At 44.7% G+C, this 17,790-nt stretch carries 16 protein-coding genes; 14 read left to right on the top strand and 2 right to left on the bottom strand.

Annotation, left to right across the window (positions count from 1 at the left end):
* Window positions 1-22: 22 nt before the first annotated feature.
* The 12 genes from betB to AACT19_RS01910 all read left to right on the top strand — a co-directional run bounded on the left by betB (window position 23) and on the right by AACT19_RS01910 (window position 14,897).
* The gene (gene betB / locus AACT19_RS01965) at window positions 23-1,483 is read left to right on the top strand and encodes a betaine-aldehyde dehydrogenase (protein WP_076644938.1); all 1,461 of its coding nucleotides are present in this window, start codon (window positions 23-25) and stop codon (window positions 1,481-1,483) included.
* Window positions 1,484-1,555: 72 nt separating this feature from the next.
* A complete protein-coding gene (betA, locus tag AACT19_RS01960; RefSeq protein ID WP_076644937.1) occupies window positions 1,556-3,283 on the top strand; it encodes a choline dehydrogenase in 1,728 nt (575 codons plus the stop codon).
* A 145-nt stretch (window positions 3,284-3,428) separates the two neighbouring features.
* Entirely contained in the window at window positions 3,429-4,400 is a 972-nt protein-coding gene (locus AACT19_RS01955; RefSeq protein WP_017081365.1) for a choline ABC transporter substrate-binding protein, read from the top strand.
* A 95-nt stretch (window positions 4,401-4,495) separates the two neighbouring features.
* Complete coding sequence (gene choW / locus AACT19_RS01950) at window positions 4,496-5,338, top strand: choline ABC transporter permease subunit (protein WP_009845976.1); 843 nt, start codon at window positions 4,496-4,498, stop codon at window positions 5,336-5,338.
* A 2-nt stretch (window positions 5,339-5,340) separates the two neighbouring features.
* Entirely contained in the window at window positions 5,341-6,555 is a 1,215-nt protein-coding gene (gene choV / locus AACT19_RS01945) for a choline ABC transporter ATP-binding protein (protein ID WP_076644936.1), read from the top strand.
* Window positions 6,556-6,917: 362 nt separating this feature from the next.
* Window positions 6,918-7,400 carry a MarR family winged helix-turn-helix transcriptional regulator gene (locus AACT19_RS01940; protein WP_004732429.1) on the top strand — a complete coding sequence of 161 codons (483 nt, stop codon included), beginning with the start codon at window positions 6,918-6,920 and terminating at the stop codon, window positions 7,398-7,400.
* A gap of 275 nt (window positions 7,401-7,675) precedes the next feature.
* Window positions 7,676-9,091, top strand: a complete 1,416-nt coding sequence (locus AACT19_RS01935) for a coniferyl aldehyde dehydrogenase (RefSeq protein WP_076644935.1) — start codon at window positions 7,676-7,678, stop codon at window positions 9,089-9,091.
* An 85-nt stretch (window positions 9,092-9,176) separates the two neighbouring features.
* Window positions 9,177-9,620: a hypothetical protein gene (locus tag AACT19_RS01930; RefSeq protein WP_076644934.1), complete on the top strand. Its 444-nt coding sequence runs from the start codon at window positions 9,177-9,179 to the stop codon at window positions 9,618-9,620.
* 226 nt (window positions 9,621-9,846) lie between these two features.
* A complete protein-coding gene (locus AACT19_RS01925) occupies window positions 9,847-11,052 on the top strand; it encodes an iron-containing alcohol dehydrogenase (RefSeq protein WP_076644933.1) in 1,206 nt (401 codons plus the stop codon).
* A gap of 194 nt (window positions 11,053-11,246) precedes the next feature.
* Window positions 11,247-11,678 carry a tetratricopeptide repeat protein gene (locus tag AACT19_RS01920; protein WP_017081369.1) on the top strand — a complete coding sequence of 144 codons (432 nt, stop codon included), beginning with the start codon at window positions 11,247-11,249 and terminating at the stop codon, window positions 11,676-11,678.
* A gap of 107 nt (window positions 11,679-11,785) precedes the next feature.
* Complete coding sequence (locus AACT19_RS01915) at window positions 11,786-13,531, top strand: arylsulfatase (RefSeq protein ID WP_076644932.1); 1,746 nt, start codon at window positions 11,786-11,788, stop codon at window positions 13,529-13,531.
* Window positions 13,532-13,649: 118 nt separating this feature from the next.
* Window positions 13,650-14,897 (top strand): anaerobic sulfatase maturase, encoded by a 1,248-nt coding sequence (locus AACT19_RS01910; protein WP_076644931.1) that lies wholly within the window; start codon window positions 13,650-13,652, stop codon window positions 14,895-14,897.
* Between the two features lie 107 nt (window positions 14,898-15,004).
* Here the strand turns inward: AACT19_RS01910 and AACT19_RS01905 are convergent, their stop codons facing one another.
* Entirely contained in the window at window positions 15,005-15,595 is a 591-nt protein-coding gene (locus tag AACT19_RS01905; RefSeq protein ID WP_061021005.1) for a TetR/AcrR family transcriptional regulator, read from the bottom strand.
* A gap of 320 nt (window positions 15,596-15,915) precedes the next feature.
* Here AACT19_RS01905 and AACT19_RS01900 point away from each other — a divergent pair, with 320 nt between their 5' ends.
* Window positions 15,916-16,572 (top strand): Qnr family pentapeptide repeat protein, encoded by a 657-nt coding sequence (locus AACT19_RS01900; protein ID WP_076644930.1) that lies wholly within the window; start codon window positions 15,916-15,918, stop codon window positions 16,570-16,572.
* A 155-nt stretch (window positions 16,573-16,727) separates the two neighbouring features.
* Here the strand turns inward: AACT19_RS01900 and AACT19_RS01895 are convergent, their stop codons facing one another.
* Complete coding sequence (locus AACT19_RS01895) at window positions 16,728-16,943, bottom strand: hypothetical protein (RefSeq protein WP_029221911.1); 216 nt, start codon at window positions 16,941-16,943, stop codon at window positions 16,728-16,730.
* Between the two features lie 447 nt (window positions 16,944-17,390).
* Between AACT19_RS01895 and AACT19_RS01890 the strand changes: the two genes are divergently transcribed.
* Window positions 17,391-17,651 (top strand): DUF5062 family protein, encoded by a 261-nt coding sequence (locus AACT19_RS01890; protein WP_004732406.1) that lies wholly within the window; start codon window positions 17,391-17,393, stop codon window positions 17,649-17,651.
* The last annotated feature ends 139 nt before the right edge of the window (window positions 17,652-17,790 follow it).

The raw sequence follows: 17,790 nt of genomic DNA, 5'->3' as shown, positions 1-17,790 counted from the left end.
AATAATTAAGTCAGAATCTCAAATGGAAATGAACTCGTTATACATCGATGGCGCAGCGGTTAAAGCAACCTCTGGTGAAACCTTTGATAGCATTAATCCTGCGAACGGTGAACCTATCGCGACGTTAGGCCAAGCATCTTCAGCGGATGTCGACAGTGCTATTGAATCTGCTAAACGCGGATTTGCGGTATGGTCTGCAATGACCGCTGTGGAACGCAGCCGCATTCTGTTGAAGGCAGTGGAAATACTTAGAGCTCGAAATAATGACCTTGCAAACCTTGAGGTTGTTGATACGGGCAAGCCGCTGCAAGAAGCAATTGAAGTGGATGTGGCGTCTGGCGCTGATGTTATTGAATACTTTGCTGGCTTGGCTCCAACGCTGCAAGGCGACCAACAGCCGCTGAGTGAATCTCAATTTTTCTACACTCGCCGCGAGCCGCTAGGCATTTGTGCGGGCATTGGCGCGTGGAACTACCCAATTCAAATTGCGATGTGGAAATCGGCTCCGGCATTGGCTGCGGGTAACGCGATGATTTTCAAACCTTCAGAAGAGACTCCGCTCACAGTTCTAAAGCTTGCAGAGATCTTTACTGAAGCTGGTCTTCCTGATGGCGTGTTTAACGTGGTTCAGGGCGATTACCGTGTTGGTCAGATGCTAACGGCGCACCCAGACATCGCGAAAGTGTCGTTCACGGGCGAAACCGGTACCGGTAAAGCGGTAATGGCAGACAGCGCTAAGACGCTGAAATCAGTCACCATGGAACTTGGCGGCAAGTCACCAATGATCGTGTTTGATGATGCGAAATTGGATGATGCAGTTTCAGCTTCGATGGTTGCTAACTTCTACACCCAAGGCGAAGTGTGTACTAACGGTACCCGTGTTTATGTACACGAAAACATCTACAACGCATTCATCGACCAACTTAAAACACGCACTGAGAAGCTGATCATTGGTGATCCAATGGACATGGAGACTCAGATCGGCGCGTTGATTTCTAAAGAACACCTTTCAAAAGTCCTTGAAGCAATTGAGCTAGCTAAGCAGTCGGGCGCAACTCTGCTGACGGGCGGCTATCAAGTGACAGATAACGGCCTCGAAAACGGCAACTTTGTTATCCCAACCGTGTTTGTGGATTGCGAAGACAACATGCCTCACGTTCAGCAAGAGATCTTCGGCCCTGTGATGTCAGTGTTGAAGTTTACGGACAAAGACGATGTGATTCGCCGCGCTAACGACACCAAATATGGCCTAGCGGCTGGTGTGTTCACGCAAAACCTTTCTCGTGCGCACCGTGTTATTCACCAAATGCAGGCAGGTATTTGTTGGGTGAACACGTGGGGCGACTCACCAGCAGAAATGCCGGTTGGCGGTTACAAGCTTTCGGGTATTGGCCGTGAAAATGGACCAGAAACCCTACTTCATTATACGCAGACTAAGAGCATTCTTATTGAACTTGGCGATTACGCCAGCCCTTATGCCTAACGCGTAACACTCAATTTTATGGGTTAGCTTAACAGAGCTAGCCCCACTGACTCATCTCAGGGAAATCAAAACATGGAACAACGCTACGATTATATTATCGTCGGCGCGGGTTCGGCCGGCTGTGTGTTAGCGGATAGGCTAACGGAAAGCGGTGAACATAGCGTTTTATTACTGGAAGCTGGTGGTACGGACAAGAGTATTTTTATCCAAATGCCAACCGCGCTTTCTTACCCAATGAATACTGAAAAGTACGCTTGGCAATTTGAAACAGAGAAAGAACCGGGCCTTGATGGACGTGAACTGCACTGCCCACGTGGCAAAGTGTTAGGCGGCAGTTCATCAATTAACGGCATGGTTTATGTTCGTGGCCACGCGTGTGATTTTGACCAATGGGAAGAAGAGGGCGCAGCGGGTTGGAACTACCAAGCATGTCTGCCTTATTTCCGCCGTGCTGAATCATGGAACAAAGGCGGTGATGAATACCGTGGTGACAATGGTCCTGTCGGCACTTGTAACGGTAACGATATGGAACTTAACCCGCTTTACCAAGCGTTCATCGATGCAGGTAAAGATGCCGGTTACCCAGAAACCAACGATTACAACGGCTACCAGCAAGAAGGCTTCGGCACTATGCATATGACGGTAGACAAGGGGGTTAGAGCCTCAACCTCTAACGCTTATCTACGTCGAGCATTGAAGCGTTCAAACCTGACCTTGAAGAAAGGTATCGTGGCGCGTCGTTTCTTACTTGAAGCACTCGTCGTAAAAGACCAGTCATCAAAAGGCCAATCAGGCCTGAAAGCCGTCGGTGTCGAGTTTGAAAAGTCAGGCAATACTCAAGTGGCTGTGGCGAACAAAGAAGTGATCTCTTCTGCGGGTTCTATCGGTTCTGTTCAACTGCTTCAGCTTTCTGGTATCGGCCCGAAAGCCGTGCTTGAAAAGGCAGGCGTTGAGCTTAAACACGAGCTGAATGGCGTAGGTGAAAACCTTCAAGATCACTTAGAAGTGTACTTCCAATATCACTGCAACGAACCCATCACACTCAACAGCAAGCTTGGCTTGGTCAGCAAGGGCATGATTGGCGCGGAATGGATTCTGACTCGTAAAGGCCTTGGTGCCACTAACCACTTTGAATCGTGCGCGTTCATTCGTTCTCGCAAAGGATTGAAGTGGCCAAACATTCAATATCACTTCCTGCCAGCAGCGATGCGTTACGACGGGCAAGCGGCCTTTGATGGTCACGGTTTCCAAGTACACGTTGGGCCTAACAAGCCAGAGAGTCGCGGTACGGTAGCGATCACTTCTGCTGATCCGCATGCCAAGCCAGAGATCATTTTCAACTACATCTCGACTGAACAAGATCGCCAAGATTGGCGCGATTGTATTCGTCTGACGCGTGAGATTTTGTCTCAACCTGCGATGGATGTGTACCGAGGCAAAGAGATTCAGCCGGGTCTAAATATTACTTCCGATGAAGCGATTGATGAATGGGTTAAGCAGAACGTTGAAAGTGCTTATCACCCTTCATGTGGCTGCAAAATGGGTTCAGATGATGATCCAATGGCAGTGCTTGATGAAGAGTGTCGCGTTCGCGGTGTCGATAATTTACGTGTTGTCGACTCATCGGTTTTCCCAATCATTCCAAACGGTAATTTGAACGCCCCGACCATTATGGTTGCCGAGCGTGCTTCCGATTTGATTTTGGGTAAGCCAATGCTCAAAGCGCAGGACGTTCCAGTGTGGATTGCACCTGAGTGGCAAGAGACGCAAAGAATAAATAAACCAGTAAGAGAAGCGTAAGCCTCTGTTATTAGTTAAAAAATAGAAAATATTTCAAAAATAGAAAAAGCAAAAAGTAACAACAAAAATTAGTCAAAAGTCAGAAGAACTGCTCTCTATCGGTGTTGATATCGAGCAGAAAAAGGAAAGATAAAAAGGAACCATTATGACGACTCTAAATATTCAGAACATGACCACGAAAACGTTAACAGCACTAGCCATTAGTTCATTTGCATTTGGTGCTAACGCTTCTATTGAACCACAGCAATGTGAAAACGTTCGCTTCGCTGATGTCGGCTGGACTGACATTACCGCAACAACCGCCGTTACTTCTGAACTATTAAAAGGCCTTGGTTACCAAACCAAAACCGACCTACTTTCAGTACCGGTGACTTACTCTTCAATGGCGAACGGCGATATTGATGTATTCCTAGGTAACTGGATGCCAACCATGGAAGGCGATATTGCTAAGTACCGTGAAGCGGGCACGGTTGAAACCGTTCGTGCCAACCTTGAAGGCGCAAAATACACGCTAGCTGTACCAAAATATGTGTACGACTCTGGCGTAAAAAGCTTCGCAGACCTAGCAAAACACGCCGACAAATTCAAAGACCGCATCTACGGCATCGAGCCGGGTAACGACGGTAACCGCTTAATCCAATCAATGATTGATTCTGACGCGTTTGGCTTGAAAGATTTCAGCCTAGTGGAATCAAGTGAAGCGGGCATGGTATCGCAAGTATCTCGCGCTGCTCGTCGTAGCCAGTGGATCGTTTACCTTGGTTGGGCTCCGCACCCAATGAACAGCAATGTTGAAATGGAATACCTTTCTGGCGGTGACGACTTCTTTGGCCCTAACTACGGCGGCGCGAATGTTTACACCAACGTTCGTTCAAACTACCTGTCTGAGTGTGCAAACGTCGGTCAACTTCTACAAAACCTAGAATTCACTCTTGAGATGGAAAACCAGTTGATGGAAGAGATTCTTAACCAAAAAGTGAAGCCAGAAAAAGCAGCTCAACAATGGTTGAACAAGAACCCTCAACAAGTGGAAGCTTGGTTAGACAATGTAAAAACGCATAAAGGTGAATCAGCGACTCAAGCCGTCACTGAATACCTAAAGCAAGTTAAAGCTTAGTTCGACCTATCTCAACAGCTACATAAATAATAAAGGTGGGCTTGCCAATTTATCGATTGGTTTGAAGTAGCCCACCCATAATAAAAGGCAATATTGTGAATTTTATTACGGAAAACAAAATCCCTGTCGGACAATGGATGGAAGCGGGTGTTGATTGGCTAACAATCAATGCAGCAGGCTTTTTTGATGCTATTTCGATTTTTCTAGAAACCGTCATTATGTTTTTAGTCGATGTATTTAAGTGGATGCCGCCTGCTCTGCCAATCGTGATGACTGCTGCTATTGCATGGTACTTACACCGTAAACCTTCGCTAGTGATTTTTGTGGTCGCAGCACTGCTGACTATTCTTAACCTCGGCTATTGGCAAGAAATGCTGGAAACCTTTGTTCTCGTCTTTGCGGCGACAACGATTTCCGTATTAATTGGCGTACCGGTTGGCATCATGGCTGCGCATCGCCCTTGGTTATATACGGTGCTTAGACCCATTCTTGATTTAATGCAGACGGTTCCAACGTTTGTGTATCTGATTCCGACTTTGGTTTTATTCGGTTTGGGCATCGTTCCTGGCTTAATCTCTACCATTATTTTCGCGATAGCTGCACCGATTCGTTTAACCTACTTAGGCGTCACTAAAGTGCCTGAAGAGTTGATTGAAGCGGGTAAAGCGTTTGGTGCAAGCCGCATGAAATTGCTTATGAAGGTCGAATTACCGGCGGCTCTACCAAGCATCATGGCGGGTGTAACCCAATGTATTATGTTGTCGCTTTCGATGGTGGTTATCGCCGCTCTTGTCGGTGCTGACGGACTTGGTAAACCTGTTGTTCGTGCATTGAACACAGTGAACATCTCACAAGGTTTTGAAGCTGGATTAGCGATTGTATTAGTCGCAATCATCCTTGACCGCTTGTGCAAAACACCAAACCAGAAGGAAGCTTAATCATGTCTAACTCTCAGGAAAAAAAGACAATGGACGCGATTACCATTAAGAATCTCGATGTTGTGTTTGGTAATAAATCGAAACAAGCGCTTGAGCTACTCGACCAAGGTAAAACTCGCCAAGAGATCATTGATGAGACTGGCCAAGTGGTTGGCGTAGATAATGTGTCGCTGACCGTTGAAGAAGGCGAGATTTGTGTGCTGATGGGGTTGTCTGGTTCTGGTAAATCATCGTTGCTTCGCGCAGTTAACGGCCTGAATGAGATCAGCCGTGGCTCATTGGCGATCAAAGATGGAGACAAGCAGGTTGATTTAGGTGAACAGTGCGACGAAGCGACCTTGCGTCATCTTCGTACTCACCGCGTTTCTATGGTGTTCCAAAAATTTGCCCTAATGCCTTGGTTAAACGTGTTAGATAACGTGGCGTTTGGTCTAGAAATGCAAGGCGTAGCCAAAGATGTTCGTCGTGCTAAAGCGCGTGAACAACTTGAAATGGTGGGTTTGGCAGAGTGGGAAACCAAGTATCCGCATGAGCTTTCTGGCGGTATGCAGCAACGTGTTGGTCTAGCGCGTGCCTTTGCGATGGATACCGACATTCTTCTTATGGATGAACCGTTTTCAGCGCTTGATCCGCTGATTCGTGCGCAGTTGCAAGATGAGCTAATTTTATTGCAAAACAAGCTTAACAAAACGATTTTGTTCGTGAGTCATGATTTAGACGAAGCGCTGAAGATTGGTAATAACATTGCGATCATGGAGTCAGGCCAACTGATTCAACACGGTAAGCCTGAAGAGATCGTACTGACGCCAAAAACCGAATACGTAAAAGACTTCGTTGCTCACACCAATCCATTGAATGTGCTTAAAGGTCGTTCTTTAATGCAGCCTCTTGATTCACTGACGCAAGAGAATGAAAGCTGGAAGATCTGCGATTCTAAAGATCTCTGGATTGAACAGAATGAAGGTGCTTTATCGGTGAAAGGTGAATCTACCTTGGCGCTTGTTGAGTGGAGCGAGTCTGACGACCTAACCGCGATTAACGCGTCTAGTGTGGTAGTGACAAGCCCGGAGATTGGTATGCGTGATGCGATTAAGCTTAAGCAGATCAGTAACCACCCAATTCTGTTGGTTGAAAATAATCAATTGGTCGGGATTTTGGATAACAGCGAGTTTTACAACGCGCTAACGGGTAACTTTCAGATGAATACCGCTGCGTAAAATTTCGTTTTTCAGCTTAGCTATTGAGGCTGGTTTTTTATTGGGTGGAGAGGATTAAATCTCTCTACCTCTATGATTATTAAAATATATTATTCTTTGAGTTTGTATTCTCTGGTTCATTATTTTTGTCTTCATTGAAGCTTTCATTCCCCCTTCATTAAGCAAAAGTGCCGTACCACGCAAGTTTAGTGGTATAGAAAAGATTGAGAATAGTATGAACATCAGTACAATGCGGAAAAATCAATGAAGTAATTTATCAATTTACAGTGTAATTCGAGCGCGCGTGACGTAATCACTCGAGACATTTCATCGCTTCGACGCTGTAAAACCATTCACAGTATATTAGTACAAAGGTCTGCATCTTGGACAAACATGACGAAATCCTGGTCGCTATTCGCCAAATTATTCGCGCTATCGATTTACACTCGAAGAAGCTGAGTAAAGAGTATGGTTTGACTGGCCCTCAATTAATCTTAATGAGAGCAATCCAAGAAATGGGTAATGTGACAATCAAAGAATTGTCTAATCAGACCAATGTAAGCCAAGCAACGACGACGACGATCATCGACCGTCTAGAGTTAAATGGCTATGTACAACGAGTACGCAGTTCATCGGACCGTCGCAAAGTACACGCGAACCTGACTGAAAAAGGTCAAGAGTTGCTAAACAATGCGCCACCGCCGCTGCAAGATAACTTCGTAAAAAAATTCCAAAACCTAGAGACGTGGGAGCAAAGCTTACTGCTTTCTTCGATGCAGCGTGTATCAGCAATGATGAACGCAGAAGACATCGACGCTGCTCCAGTGCTTCAGCTTGAAGGCATTGCAAACGTAGCCAAAAGCTAACGTTAGTTTTAAATTGTCTATTTAAAACAAAAACTTAAAGAGTTATTAAATGGTCGCATTAAGCGGCCATTTTTGATCTCACCATGTGAGATTTCTCGTTATACCGCCTGTTCGTTACACCCTCCTATTTTAAATCGCCCTGGGTTTTAACCTACGTTGTAACCACCCTATTTATTTGTATTCAAAAATGCATTGACGATTCTCTGACAATAAAAATATAGACCGACCGGTCTGCTTTGTATTATTGTGTGCTCATCTTAACCACGAGGTGATGTATGAAATACGAATTGACGCCAACACGAATGACCATGACGTTGAACAACATGCAGGGAGCTTTTGCACAGAACCCGATGCCAGCGGTATCGGTGAGAATTGAGCAGTTGCTTGCACTTAAATCTGCGCTTATCGATTACACAGATCGTTTGTGTTCAGCCGTGAGTGAGGACTATGGTCACCGCAGTCGACAAGACACTTTGATGGCCGACATATTGCCTTGCATCGGAAATATTGATCACAGCATTGAGTGTTTACCTCATTGGTCGACATCTTCGATTCGTCATTCCGGCCCTTTGCTTTCAACCTCTCGTGTTGAAGTGGTTTATCAACCCAAAGGCGTTGTCGGGATCATTGCTCCGTGGAACTTCCCGATCATGTTATCCGTCGGCCCGCTTATTTCGGCGTTGGCAGCGGGCAATCGCGCCATGATCAAGATGAGTGAATTTACCCCAGCGACGAACCAAGTATTAAGAGCGCTATTGGCGGAAGTCTTCCAATCCGATGAGGTGTGCTTGGTTGAAGGTGAGGTAGAGATCGCAGCCGCATTTTCGGCGTTGCCGTTTGATCATCTTCTGTTTACGGGGTCAACCCAAGTAGGTCGCCAAGTGATGAGGTCAGCGGCTGACACGCTAACTCCAGTTACGCTAGAGCTAGGCGGTAAGTCACCGGTTATCGTTGCAGAAGACATGCCAATTGATATCGCGGTTGAGCGAATCATTTATGGTAAGAGCCTCAATAACGGGCAGGTGTGTGTGGCTCCTGACTATGTATTGCTACCTGAAGGGAAAGTTGAATCTTTCATTCAAGAGTATAAAAAACAGTACCAATTGCTGTTCGATGAAGGGGTCTATTCCGAGAGTTTGACGTCCCTAATCAATCCTCGTCAATGCGATCGTATTGTCGGCTTGTTGAATGAAGAGCAACAAGCAGGAACGCGAACCGTCGCTTGCCATGACGAAGCGATGGGCTTAGATAACCATCGTTTGGTGACGCACCTAATTGTTGAACCAAGCCTGTCATCCAAGGTGATGAACGAAGAGATTTTCGGCCCACTATTACCCTTGATTACGTATCGCAATATCGAAGAGGCGTTCCAAGTCATCAATAGCAAACCAAGGCCGTTAGCGCTCTATCTAATGAGCTTTGATTTGAGCTTACAAGCTCAGGTTAAACACCAAGTTCATTCCGGCGGAATGTGTATCAATGACTGTGTTTTTCATTTAGCGGTTGATGACGCGCCGTTTGGTGGCATTGGTGAATCTGGTCAGGGCAACTATCACGGCAAAGAAGGTTTCCTTACTTTCTCCCATGCCAAAACCGTCTTGGAAACAGGCTTAGATCATCGAGTTAAGCATCTGTTTTCAAAAGAAGACAACGAATTAAAGACCGCAGTGATGAGCATGCTTGGCAAGTAAATCATTTCTGTCATTACTCAATTTATCTACAAGAAGTTATTTATAAGAAATTATTTTTACGACGTTATTTTAAGAGGTTATTTTTATGTTAGAACGATTTTTTGAACGAACGATGAAAGCGTATTTGATGGTTACAGGATTCTTAACCGCAACCGCTTTCTCTACTTTCCTTGCGCCTGATTGGAGTATGCAAACGCTGTTCTCGTACAACGATACGATGATGGTGAACAAAGAGTATCTTATGGGTACCTATCAACACTGGGGAGTCATGGTTGGCTGTATTGGTGTGTTGTTGATGTTCTCGGCGAAGTACAAATCGCTGCGTACTTCGACCATGATTTACAGTGCATTTGAGAAGTCGATGTTTGTGGGCATATTCTTATACAACGTGTGTATCAACGATTATGAGTGGTTTTATGGTTGGAGCGGTGTATTTGCGCTCGATGGATTTGTGACTGTCTACTCTTTAGTTTACCTGTATTACTACCTCACTAGAGACAAAAGCAAGGTGCCAGCTCATCTTAGTTAATAGTTAATAGTTAATAGTTAATAGTTAATGAGTTGCTCATGGTGAATCAATGACACTTATTCAATGATCACTCAATTATTACTACAGCCCGCATTTGCGGGCTTTTTTCGTTTTGGGGCAATGATCCATAAAGATCTTAATTGACATATCTTTGACATTAACACTCTAGACCGACCGGTTTGTATTGGTTATTGTTTAGTCATCAACTAGAAATGAGGTAAATATCATGACAACCAATAATTTTAACTTTCAACTTAAAACCATTGTTCATGCTCAAGAGAATGGCATTGAAAATATCCCTTCTCTTTTTGGTCGCTTAGGTGCGCAAAGAGTCGTGCTCTTTTCTGATAAAGGCTTGGAGTCTCTTGGTTTTGTTGAGCAGTTCTCGGCGTTGTTTGTAAACGAAAAGGTGAACCAGCCAGGTAATGAACAAGCGGTTCAGCTTGTTGGTGTGTACACCGATATCGCGCCAGACGCGACTTGCGACAACATCAACGCAGCAATTGAGTTTGCAAACAGCGTCAATGCTGATGCGATCTTGTCTGTTGGCGGCGGCAGCGTAATTGATGCTTCTAAAGGTGTGAAATACGCATTTCATAAGAAGCTAGATGACATTCGCACCGTGATTGCGGGTGGCGGTCATATGGATGTGTGGCCAAACAATGAAGATATTCGAGTGCCCCACATTGCGGTTCCGACAACGGCTGGTACGGGCGCAGAAGCCTCTCCGATTGCTGTTTTTTACAATGAACATGAAAACATCAAAGCAAGTCTAGTCGCGTCTGGATTGGAAGCCGATATCGCGATCCTTGATCCAACGGTGACGACTAAGCTGCCAGCTCACCTTACTCGTTCTACAGCCATGGATGCGTTAACACACGCTGTTGAAGCGATTGTGTCACCGATGAGTAATGCATTCACTGACGCTTACGGCATTCAGGCAGCAAAACTGATTATTGAAAACTTACCCTTGGCATTGAAAGAGCCAGAAAACCTAACCGCACGTGGCAATCTTCTTCAAGCAAGCACCATGGCGATCTCTGCATTTTATTCGTCTTTGGGCGGTATTCCGATTCACAACTGTGCTCATGCCTTTGGTGCGATTAGCCACATTCCACATGGCGATGCCAACACGGTGCTGATGCCGGTTGTGATTGAAGCGCTGCCTGAATTCTATATGCCGAATGCGGCGAAGTTAGCTCAAGCTTTCTCGGTAGACACGACGGGAACCGATGAGATGGTTTACCAGAGAGTGTTGGACTTCTTAAATAACTTCCAAACTAGTGTGGGTGCGATGAAGCGTTTCAGCAGCTGGAAGTTTGATGAGCAAGAGAAGAGCAGCATTGCAGAAGCGATTGAAAAAGACATCTGCTTTCAGTTCTACCCAATCTCGAAACAGACGATTGAAACCATCATTGAGAAAGCGATTTAAGTCTTTGTCTTAATCGACTGAATTTTATGACCATTTAGTTCAGTCCCTGATTCACTCACAACTATTACTCGAGAGCCAATTATGAAAATCGAAAACGTATTGCTATCAAGCTTGTGCATCATCGCGCCATTCCTACTTTTCACCTAATTCATTCAACAGGGACGTCGAGACCTTTATTCCCGAGGAGGAAATAAATGCTCAATAAACGTTTAACTACTGTGATTTTGGCGGGTGTTTTGGTTGTTCTGTTTTTTGCCAAGGCAAGCTTTGGAAGCGAGAGCTTTGAGAATGAAGCCACCATGGATCAATCGCAGCAGCATCAAGACGTCGTGCAATTGTTGGATGAAGCTTATCAAGGGCAATTGGATGCCCAGCTCTCTGTCGCTTACTTATATCTGAGCGGAGAGGGCGTAGAACAGGATGATGAAAAAGCCGCGGAGTGGTTCGTCACCGCAGCCAATAACGGTAGCCCTGAAGCTCAAACACAGCTTGGGTTGATGTATATCTCTGGAAGTGGCGTTCAAGCCAGCCAAGCGGAGGCTGTCACCTGGATTGGCATGGCAGCAGCTCAAGAGTATGACCCTGCGCTCGACTTATTACATTGGATGTCGCAAGCCGCGCATTAATTCAAATCCTAACTCAGGTTAATCACAGAAAGGTTAACCTCAGAAAAAGTTATTCGCAGAAAAGTTAATTACTGAAAAAGTTAATCACAGAAATTGGAGAACGTCTTATGCAGACATTCAAGAAATCTTTAGTCTTCACTGCAATGGCTGCGGCAAGTAGTGCTGCTCTGGCCGCAGAATCAGAAAAACCGAATATTGTTGTCATTGTTGGCGATGATGTGGGCTTTGCTGATACTCAGCCTTATGGCTCAGAAGCCAATACACCAAACCTAATGGCGCTGGCTGAAGAGGGGGTTAAGTTTACTAATTTTCACGCGTCACCAACTTCATCGGTAACGCGCTCTATGATGTTAACCGGAGCAAACAGTCACGAGGTTGGTCTAGGCACCTTCGACTATGCCGTCTATCCGGGCGCGATTGGTAAGCCGGGTTATGAAGGTTACCTCACCAAGAAAGGGGTTACGGTCGCAACGCTGCTTAAAGAGAGTGGCTATAACACTTACCTCTCTGGTAAATGGCACTTGGGGCACGAGGATGGCTTCTTACCTGACGATCGAGGTTTTGAAGAGAGTTACGGTATATTAGCGGGCGGCTCTAATCACTTTAATCGAGATATGATGTTCCCGGCCAAAAATGCCGCGACAGCGGATGCGCTGCAAAAAGGGGATATTCCCGGTGTTGAAGTTGAGCCAACTTACCGCAACGGTGAAGTGGTTGAGGATAAGTACAAAGGCGAGTACTCAGACCAAGTTTACACCAACGAGATCATCAAGATGATCGACAGCAAGAAAGACGACGGCAAGCCTTTCTTTGCCTACGTCCCATTCACCGGTATTCATCTACCACTGCAAGCGCCTGAGTCTGCTTATCAAGATAAAGTCGATTACTACGTTGAACATGGTTGGGACTCGGTTCGAGAAGATCGTTTTCAACGCATGAAAGAGATGGGCGTGATTCCAAAAGACGCCGATATTTCAGATCGTAACGCATTAAGCCGCCCTTGGGACTCGCTCTCTGAAAAAGAACAAAAGTGGTACGGCAAGAAAATGGCTGTCGCGATGGGCATGATGGAAATGCAGGACCAACAAGTCGGTCAGATAGTCGATTACCTGAAAGAAATCGGGGAATACGATAATACTTACATCATGTACCTAGCGGATAACGGCCCAGAAGCGGCGGATATTACCGGTGAAAATATCAGTGATTTGATCCGAACATGGACTGCTCATCATTTCGACAACTCGACGGAAAACCTAGGGAAAGCCAACTCCAGCGTTTCATTGGGTCCTGAGTGGGCAAGCGCTTCAACCGGTGGCCTATCTTGGTACAAAGCTTACACAGCAGAGGGCGGTATCCGTGTGCCGTTTATCGTTAAGCCAGCCAAAGCGCTTCTAGACGGTGAAGATGCGTTGCAACCGGGAACTCAAACAGATGACTTATCACAAGTGAAAGACATTGCAGCCACGATTCTTGAGATTGCAGAGGTAGAGCATCCAGGAACGGAATATCAAGGTCGAGAAGTAGCGCCGATGAGTGGTGTGAGCTTGTTGCCTTACTTCAAAGGGGAAACGGCAGACGTGCACAGTGCCAACAATGCGATTCCATTTGAATTGTTTGGTAGCGGAATTCTGCTTAAAGGTGATCATAAGATCATCCGAATTTCTACGGGAATGGGTGGCGACAGTGAGTGGCACTTATACAACACCAAGAAAGATCCAGCTGAGCAACATGACTTGAGAAATGAAATGCCAGACTTGTTCCTTGAAATGGTCGCTGAATATCAAGAATACGAAAAAGCGCAAAATATCGTCCCAGTTGACGAAGCGTGGAACCCGTTTGAAAACGTGAAATAGAGGAAAAAATCACTCGGCCAACCTAATGCCATCAAGCTTGGTTGGCCGATGAACACCGTGTAAAGGAATTACGAATTGTTTTGGCTAATACAATAACTTTTACATCGAGGCACTCTTCATGACGACATTATCGCTATCAAATTTGAGTTCAGTTCCGCAGTTCAATGGCAAAGCACACAGCAAACTTCAGGCGTTAGCAAAACCGATTGGGGCGGTGTGTAATATCAGTTGCACCTACTGTTATTATTTAGAAAAACAACAGCTGCTTGATTACCCAAAAGGCTCTCAATATACGATGGATGAAGTTCTGTTAGAGCGTTATATCAAGCAGTACATAGAAGGGCAGAATACGCCTGAAATCATCTTTTCTTGGCACGGTGGAGAGCCTACCTTGTTGGGGGTTGAGTACTTTCAAAAAGTCGTCGAGCTGCAGAAAAAATATTGTCCTAACCACAGTAAGATCAGCAACGACCTTCAAACCAACGGCACGTTACTGAATGATGCGTGGTGTGAGTTCTTCAAAAAGAATGACTTTATCATTGGTGTGAGCATTGACGGCCCAGAGCACTTACACAATCACTACCGAACCAACCGTGCAGGCAAAGGGACTTTTTCTCAAACAATGCGTGGCATTCGCTACTTGAAACAACATAACGTCGAGTTCGCGACCCTAAGCTGCGTGAATGATGTGACAGGAAAGTATCCGTTAGAGGTTTATCGCTTTCTGCGTGATGAAGTGGGTTCGAAGCAGTTGCAGTTTATTCCTGTGGTCGATAAACGTGAGGCTCATACCAACAATAAATGGTTGAGCAACCAACAAGCGATCATTCCCGTATCAGGCGAGGTTGAAGCTTGGAGTGTCGATTCTGTGCAATGGGGAGAGTTCCTCACTACCGTTTTTGACGAGTGGATTGAGCACGATTTTGGTCGGGTATTAGTGCCGTACTTTGAAAATTTTGTCGGCGTATGGATGGGCAGAGAAAGTACCATGTGCACGCTGAGTGAGATCTGCGGCAAAGGGTTAGCAGTTGAGCCCAATGGTGATGTGTACTCATGTGATCATTATGTCTTTCCTGAATTTCAGTTGGGTAATATTCAGGAACAAGCACTTTCAACTTTAGCCTTTTCGTCAAAGCAGCAGAGTTTTGGCTTCGCCAAACAGAAGTCTCTGCCGAAACAATGCCAAGCCTGTGAGTTTAAATTCGCATGCCATGGGGAGTGCCCCAAAAACCGCATCATCAAAAGCCGCGATGGTGAGGCAGGGTTAAATTATCTCTGTGAAGGATGGCTGAGCTTCTTCAAGCATATCGACCCGGTTATTAAGGGCCTGCTCAAAGCTAATAATATTCCGTCTCGTCTGGGGTAGCGGAGTAGGCGTGAATGAATTCAATCAAGATTTACAATAAGTAGAAGGCTCGCTAAATTATGCGAGCCTTTTGGTTTTTGGTTTTTGGTTTCTGGTAACGGGTATATCTAGTCAGCCGATTCTTGGGCTGGGCTCATGGCAAGAATGGTTTCATCCATGGCATTGTTTAGAATCGAACGGTTACGCTGCATAGCGGCCATGAGCGTTGAGCCTAGCCATAGGCCATAAAGCATTCGAGACAGCGATTCGGGCTCTGCGATCGTGAAGTCACCGGTCTCATTGCCTTCTTCAAATAGCTTCGCCATACGCAGGATGATCTTTTCTGCGCCTACTGCCATTGTGGACTGTAACGGGTTAGCCGACCCAGATACTTCTCCCGCCAGTTTTACGACAAGACATTGGATATTGAAGTCTTCAGTCAGTTTCGATGCACACCAAAACTCGAAATAGGCTTTTACGCGGTCACGACGAGAAAGCGACTCATCACTTAAAAAGTCGTCTAGCTTAGCGAGATGCTCATCAAAGTAGTTAGTAAGAAGGATCTCACCAAAGTGTTCTTTGGATTTGAAGTAATGGTAAAAAGAACCCTTCGTGCCTTCCGCTTGGTTGATGATTTTCATCAGGCCAACACCAGCAAACCCGTGTTCATTGATAAGGCTAAACCCTGCATCGAGCATAGCTTGTCGCATGTCTTTCATTGTTCTTACTCTTTATGCTGAGAATGAGGAATAGTGTAACGAGCAATATACCAACCGTCCAGTCTAGCGCGTTAGGACGCGGTCAATAATTGACTCGTTTCGTCAAAGTAACTTTTTCTCTTATTGGTACTTCTAAGCGACAAAACTTTTTTCAAGATAAGCACATCCTATAAATCGAAAATAACAACCTTAAAGGGCTTGTTTGGTGCCTTAAAATGGCTAAATTAGGGTGTTTTAAGTTGCTGTTTTTGTTGGTTTTTAATTTGGTGTTTTCTTAAGATCGCAATGGTAGTCTTAGCTTAATTTCTTTAGGGGGCTAAATGGACACCAATAACAGCACTTATCATCACCACAGTTTTGCTCAGCAAGACTTATCAGAGCTTACATTTACAGCCTGCACGTTTATCCGTTGTGATTTCAGACGTTCGAACTTGCGTGATGCGACGTTTATTAACTGTAAGTTCATCGAACAAGGCGATATTGAGGGATGCCACTTTGATATTGCCGACTTACGAGATGCAAGCTTCCAGAATTGCCAGTTGGCGATGGTGAATTTTAGTAACGCGAATTGCTATGGTATTGAGCTACGTGAATGCGATTTGAAAGGGGCGAACTTCACTCGTGCGAATTTTGCCAATCAGGTAAGCAATCGCATGTATTTTTGTTCGGCATACATCACGGGTTGCAACCTGTCTTACGCTAATTTTGAACAAGCTTGTTTAGAGAAGTGCGAGCTGTTTGAGAACCGTTGGATAGGCACTTACCTTGGCGGCGCGTCTCTGAAAGAGTCTGATCTCAGCCGAGGAGTGTTCTCGGAAGACGTATGGGGGCAATTCAGTATGCAAGGTGCTAATTTATGCCATGCTGAATTAGAAGGGTTGGACCCAAGAAAAGTGGATACAACAGGAATCAAAATTGTCGCGTGGCAGCAAGAGCAACTGCTTGAAACCATGGGTATTGTGGTGATGCCTGATTGATAGCTGTAATTTCCAACGGCAGGCTATTTGGAATATGTAAGATTTCGCTATAGAAGAAAAGCCCAAAGCTAATAACTTTGGGCTTTTCCGTATTTGGTCGCATGCATTTTATAATGAAGTTTAGAAAAGAGAATGCTTGGCGAATATTGAGCTAATTAGTGCATACCTGAGCGCATTTTATCGGCAAGCGCAAAGAAGACAAACAGCACAAAACATACTAGAGCAATACCCAGTGAGACTAAGATTGTTGTTGCATCTTTTGACATCAATGGGATAACGATAGAGGCTAATGCTACTAGCATAACAAGGATATGAACGATTCGTCCGACGATTGGATTCTTATGACAAAATGAAGCCCATAGGTAACGCATTTTTAACACCAGTATAAAATTAGTGGTTTTATTCTATTTTCTTAATGAGTGTTTTGTAAATAAGTTTTGATTGCAGGTGACTGTAAATATGATCTAGGTCGTTCTAGTATAAAACTGATTAAATAACAGAGGTTTATTTTTATTTTATAGAAATTTCGCATCTAAATGACAACCATAGTATTCCGTATTCTTTGGAATGATAAGTCAAAAATTGTTCGACTTTTGGTTTCTTGACTGAAGATCTCATTTACTGAGTGTTCTATTAAGAGACCGTTTGCTTATCATTATTTGTCTCGTCAATGTCTATATAATTAGAATCAGTTTTTAGTCTGTGATGCGTTTTATGTTATTTATCAAAGAGATTTTTTGATTTGAGATCGCGGTAATCTTGTTCGCAAATCTGTTTGATATACTCATCATTCGTTCGAAAAAAATGACGGAGATGATATGTCGAAAACCGCGAAGATCATTAATGAAGATAAGCTGGTAAAAAAAGCAGTTGAGGTCGGTTTTAAGATGGCAAAACTACAAGGTTTTGATTTGCCACATTCATCCCAACCGATAAAGGTTAAAGCGGTGTATTTGTTCCTTGTAGAGGTAAATCAGATCACACCGTTACCTGATGATAAGCTTGATGGTGCCAACATTAAAAAGCGTTTGGCGCTATGGATTCACAAAGCACTGCCTGATAATGACCCATTGAAGTAAACCTTTTCCAAGTGAATATTTCTGATCTCGTTTCATCTGAGTTCATTATTCATCGATATGTTAGATAAGAAACCTAGCGAGCTCTCGCTAGGTTTTTTGTTTTTTTAAGACAGGTATTTTAATAGTGGATAACGAGTCA

It is taken from the genome of Vibrio sp. 10N.222.47.A9, assembly GCF_963872585.1.
In the GTDB taxonomy this organism is placed as follows: Bacteria; Pseudomonadota; Gammaproteobacteria; order Enterobacterales; family Vibrionaceae; genus Vibrio; species Vibrio splendidus.
The sequence above is the reverse complement of the archived record's forward strand: the minus strand, read 5'-3'. Positions and strand labels throughout refer to the sequence as shown.